This window comes from Phaeobacter sp. CAU 1743 (assembly GCF_039839315.1).
GTDB classification, from domain to species: Bacteria; Pseudomonadota; Alphaproteobacteria; order Rhodobacterales; family Rhodobacteraceae; genus Phycobacter; species Phycobacter gallaeciensis_A.
In genome coordinates this window covers 1-4515 of sequence record NZ_JBDOQR010000138.1, presented here as the reverse complement: position 1 = coordinate 4515, position 4515 = coordinate 1, and the positions used below count along the sequence as shown (strand labels likewise).

5 protein-coding genes are annotated in these 4515 nt (G+C 58.2%); 1 reads left to right on the top strand and 4 read right to left on the bottom strand.

The genetic code is table 11. The annotated features are described in order from the left end of the window. A partial coding sequence (locus AAFO90_RS24055; RefSeq protein ID WP_347511074.1) for an integrase core domain-containing protein occupies positions 1 to 119 on the top strand: 119 nt, incomplete at its 5' end. A 523-nt stretch (positions 120 to 642) separates the two neighbouring features. Here the strand turns inward: AAFO90_RS24055 and AAFO90_RS24050 are convergent. The 4 genes from AAFO90_RS24050 to AAFO90_RS24035 are packed head-to-tail and all read right to left on the bottom strand — an operon-like array spanning position 643 to position 4267. Continuing rightward, complete coding sequence (locus AAFO90_RS24050; RefSeq protein WP_347511073.1) at positions 643 to 2106, bottom strand: hypothetical protein; 1464 nt, start codon at positions 2104 to 2106, stop codon at positions 643 to 645. Next, on the bottom strand, positions 2103 to 2873 hold the full coding sequence (locus tag AAFO90_RS24045) for a methyltransferase domain-containing protein (RefSeq protein ID WP_347511072.1): 771 nt from the start codon (positions 2871 to 2873) through the stop codon (positions 2103 to 2105). Before AAFO90_RS24045 ends, AAFO90_RS24050 begins: the two co-directional genes overlap by 4 nt. Before the next feature lie 18 nt (positions 2874 to 2891). Further along, the gene (locus AAFO90_RS24040; RefSeq protein WP_274869257.1) at positions 2892 to 3284 is read right to left on the bottom strand and encodes a GtrA family protein; all 393 of its coding nucleotides are present in this window, start codon (positions 3282 to 3284) and stop codon (positions 2892 to 2894) included. Continuing rightward, positions 3281 to 4267 carry a glycosyltransferase family 2 protein gene (locus tag AAFO90_RS24035; RefSeq protein WP_347511071.1) on the bottom strand — a complete coding sequence of 329 codons (987 nt, stop codon included), beginning with the start codon at positions 4265 to 4267 and terminating at the stop codon, positions 3281 to 3283. The genes AAFO90_RS24040 and AAFO90_RS24035 overlap by 4 nt, the downstream gene beginning before the upstream one ends. Between the last annotated feature and the right edge of the window lie 248 nt (positions 4268 to 4515).

Below are 4515 nucleotides of genomic sequence, written 5' to 3'. Positions count from 1 at the left end.
TCCTGATCGAAGAATGGAGGAAACACTACAACACGAAACGACCACACAGCGCATTGGGCTACCGCCCTCCGGCTCCCGAAACCATCGTCCAGATGGACCGAAGGCCGGTCATGCACTAACAATCAAACCGGACCACTCAGGTGGGGCTGATCACATCGCTCAGAAACTTGACGCCGAGCGAATTTGCGTCCCAACTGAAGGAAACCCCAAAGGTCGCATGAAGCCTGGACCAGAAACGGGGTGAGATCCAACTTAGCGGAAAGCTCCAGCTTCATACGGTCCAGTTTTCAGGGGGCAGAGCAGCCCGCGCAACCAACGCGCCGGTGGCGGTAGAATGACTGGGGCTGGGGTGATTATCAGTGACGAATCAGGGTGTTCAGGACAGCCCGCTAAGAAGATCCGCTACTACGAGGATACTCATCAAGCAGTTGCGCCGGATCGTCGATGTGACGCGGGACTTAGATGACGTCAATGTCAGCGCAGTGTTCAATTCGGACCTCTTTATTTTGGGTTGATCTCGCTATGAGGGGTGCCGCGAAAAAGCCGCGGAGTATTCCCGTGGGTTTTCTAGCGGCGGCTGTTTCTCCCAGTAGCGCAGCCGACATACCTGCGCACCTCCTCGGTACCCCGTGCCGGGCCCGCCTATTTGCGATTGTGTTCAAGCTTTTCCTGCATGATTGGGGTGGGCGAAAAGAGAACGACCAGATTGCCCCCTGCGGTTAACAGCGCGTGTTGCTGTTGGTCGGCATCGGGGTTCAACCCCGTCTTAAGAGCGTCCGGCAGATCCTGACAGGCCTTTTCTTCAAACTCGCACACATAAACCTGTCGCCCGGTCAGATGTTCCAGCCGGAACTTGACCGCATAATAGCTTTGCAATTGGGACCGTTTTGCCGAGGTCAGCGAACGATAGGTTCCAGTGATCAGAACGGGTTCCTCCCCGGGGCCGATTTCCGCGGCAAGGGTACGGCTATAATTCTGCCAGCTGCCAGAAAAATGTCGCTCCATCCCTGCGATGGCAATGTAGGTCGCGGCGACAAAAAATAGAATATTGCGACCCAGTCGGTCACGGCCGCGCTCTTGCAGCTCTAGCGACAGCCAGCCCAAGAATACCGCGTAAAAAACCCAAGCAAACCCACCGGCTCGCATCGGCAGTCCAACCCCGGATTTCAGCCCTGACATCAGCACTATAGCAAGGCACAGCACCAGCCCGGTCAGAGGATAGATCGCTTTTAGCAGGTCCCGCTTGGCCGTCAGCCAGATCGCCCCGCCAAACAGGGCCGTCTGCAGCAGGCTTAGAAACGGATTGTTCAGCGAAGCCTTGAGCAGGATTTGATCCAGAAAATTCCAGAGGACCGGCAGGTTCTGCATCAGCGAGGCCAGATCCTGCGCAGGCTTCGGTGAACGCCAGTCGGCCATGACAACGCCAAAGATGCCATGCTCCAGATAATTTAGGCCAAAGATCAGCAGCAGGCCCAAGACAAAGCTGACTAGAAATAGCCCCAGCAGTCCCGCCAGATCCTTCCACGAGCGATCAAAATCCTGCCGTAGGAGGCACAACGCCAGCAAGAGAAACGGGTAGGTCGTATAGGCGGTCAGGGCGATGGGCACAAAGATCAGCAGCAGACCGCGGCTGGCACGGCTGCTGAGTTTGACCGATAGCAGAGCATAAAGTGCGACAACCCCAAGTCCCGGTATCAGCGTGTTGAACCAGAGGGAAATCAGGATCTGGGGTGTCGCGAGGCCGGCAATCACTGCTACGAACACCTTGCGCCACAGTTCGATTCTTGCCCCAAGGGCTAGGTGCACCAGCCCGCCCAAGTAGATGGCCCAGAACAAGTTGTAGACAAGAAAGTTCAGCCAGGCCGGTGTCACCACCCCGCGCAGATGCCAGATGTAATTCAGCCAGCGCCCTTCGTTCAGGGTCTTTATGTAGAACAGGTCCGGCAGGCCCAGCAGAGCCGGATAATCGTCACTGCGGATCAGCGGATCCGCCACAAAGGTTACCGCCGGCAACAACAGGGCAACCAGCACGCAGACTATCAACAAGGCAAGTGGTGGCAGCAGTGGGCGCTGCGACGCCAAGGTGCCTTCCTCCATGACTGTCATGTCTGATTTTCCGGGGTCAGATTTCGCTGAGCTTGCCGTGCGATCAGGGCGGCGCGTCCCTTTGCGATTGCGGTGACCATGGCGCGGGGCATCAGAGACACCACACCGCGCCGCATGCGCCAGCTGAGGCTGCCCGCCAGGGGAACTGGCGTGCCTTCAGGGATCTCACTATCCAGTACCTCTTGCGGCAACCCGCTGCGGCCGGCCTCGTTTACATAGAGGATCGTGTTGTACCGATACCAAGGTTCAAGACCGGACATGGATTTCAGACGCGGGCGGAGGCAATCAAAGGCGCTGTAGCCGCGTTCTGCGAACAGATCCTGCCAATAGGACAGCGGTTGTTCGTTGATGTGGAATTCGCCGCCCTGTCCGGTGACTGCTGCTGAAAACAGCACCCGGTCGGCATGAGCTGTGAGGCTGTCGACCAGCGTGGCCGAGGCTTCAGTGGGCAGGTGTTCCCCGACCTCAAGGCTCTGTGCGAGATCGAAACGCTGCCCCAGGTTGAAACTCTGCGTCAGATCGGCGGCATGAAACTGCGTGGGGTCTATCGCCAGCCGACTGCGGTCCACATAATCGCCATCCACCCCGGCAAGCTCGGTCACCCCTGCCTGTTGCCATTCACTGAGCCAGACACCGCGGCCACTGCCAAGATCCAGCACGCTGCGGCAGTTCAGCCAGGGCTGGACGACCGAGATCATAGCCTGCGCGGAACTGCGGGCGCCCTTGTCGATATAGTCATAGAATTCGTTGGAATACACATGTGACATGGCTGCTCTCGCTTGTACTCAGGCCGTTGCGCGGGAATAGACCCACAGGCGGAAAAGAATGAAGTTTTGTATCGGCAGCAGGGCTGCAACCGCTGTCGCGCTGATCCAGTCGGCCCATCCCAGGGCAGGGCCGATCAGGCCGGTGACGATCGCAGAGACGACATAGCCCAGGCCAACGGTCAGCCCAAAGCGCAAAATCTGGCCCAGATCTGCCATCGGCTGGCGAAAGGTCAAAAGGGACTGGCCAATGTATTGCACACAGATGGCTGCGGCAAAGGCCACGGTATTGGCGGGCATTTCCCCGACCCCCTGTGCGCGCAGCAATGTGAATGCGCCCACATAGAAAACCGCAACGCTGCCGCCCACGAGCGCAAAACGCGTCAGCAGTAAAAGATCAGCCGCGCGTTTCATGCCAGTCTCCGCACCGGGGCAGGGCCAACCCGGGCCTCGCCTTCGGGATCCATGTTTTGGGTCGTGGGTTGGGTTTCCTGCGATAGGAAATACAGCGGGCGTTGTTTGGCTTCCATGTAGAGCCGCCCGACATACTCGCCGAGGATACCCAGCGTGAGCAACTGTACTCCGGAAAAGAACGAGATCGCCAGCACCACCGAGGCCCAGCCCGGCGCCGTGCTGAACATCAGCAATGAGCCAAACACATAGGCTGCCATGAACGCTGTAACCGCGAGGCTGAGAAAGGACAGCCGCGTGGCGATTTTCAGCGGCTTGGTCGAAAACCCGGTCAGAGCATCGGTGGCAAAGCGCAGCATGGCGCGTAGCGGGTATTTTGTCTCGCCGACAATGCGGGGGGCGCGGGGGTATTCGATGGCCACCTGCCGAAACCCGGCCCAGGCAAACATGCCGCGTACAAACCGGCTGCGTTCCGGCATCGCCAGTACCGCATCCAGTGCCCGGCGGCTAACCAAGCGGAAATCACCGGTATCATTGGGGATCGAAACATCGGACATTGCATTGAGGAAGCGATAGAATCCCCAGGCGCTCAGTCTTTTGAACAGGGTTTCGCCGTCGCGTTTTTCTCGGCGACCGTAAACCACGTCAAAATTCTGATCCATGATTTTCATCATGTCCGGCAGGATCTCTGGCGGGTCTTGAAGATCTGCATCCAGCATGAAAATCCGCGCGCCTCTGGCGGCCTCTAGCCCGGCGGTCAGGGCGACCTGATGGCCCCTGTTGGCTGATAGGCGCAGCCCTCGCACGATCGGCGCCAGCGTATGGGCGTCTTCGATGGCTTCCCAGGTGCCATCGGATGATCCGTCATCAACCAGGATTATTTCGGCGCTGTCCTGCCAGGGCGCGACCACTGCCAGAAGGCGCTCGACCAGCAAGGGGATCGCCGCGTTTTCATTATAACATGGAACCACCACAGATAGATGCATGGCATCGCCCCCTACCGCTCGAAACATCGCCATTGAACACCGCACAGCCCGTGCGGGCATTGGCAATAATGAGCCATCGGATTGGGGCGAATTATTGTCGATGATGTGGTTTCTTAATATCTTTATACCGTGCTTACGCCAAAACCCGAAATTTTTCGTGAGTGACGACCCTGAAGCTATCTGACACTTGGTTTCGGAAGGTTTCCCACTGGTTGGGCAGGGTCTCCCGAAAGAACTTCAGGATCGCA

Bases quoted from the DNA above. Each gene is read 5' to 3' on its own strand.
- AAFO90_RS24050 (WP_347511073.1), bottom strand. From the start codon at position 2,106: ATGACAGTCATGGAGGAAGGCACCTTGGCGTCGCAGCGCCCACTGCTG.
- AAFO90_RS24035 (WP_347511071.1), bottom strand. From the start codon at position 4,267: ATGCATCTATCTGTGGTGGTTCCATGTTATAATGAAAACGCGGCGATC.
- AAFO90_RS24045 (WP_347511072.1), bottom strand. From the start codon at position 2,873: ATGTCACATGTGTATTCCAACGAATTCTATGACTATATCGACAAGGGC.
- AAFO90_RS24040 (WP_274869257.1), bottom strand. From the start codon at position 3,284: ATGAAACGCGCGGCTGATCTTTTACTGCTGACGCGTTTTGCGCTCGTG.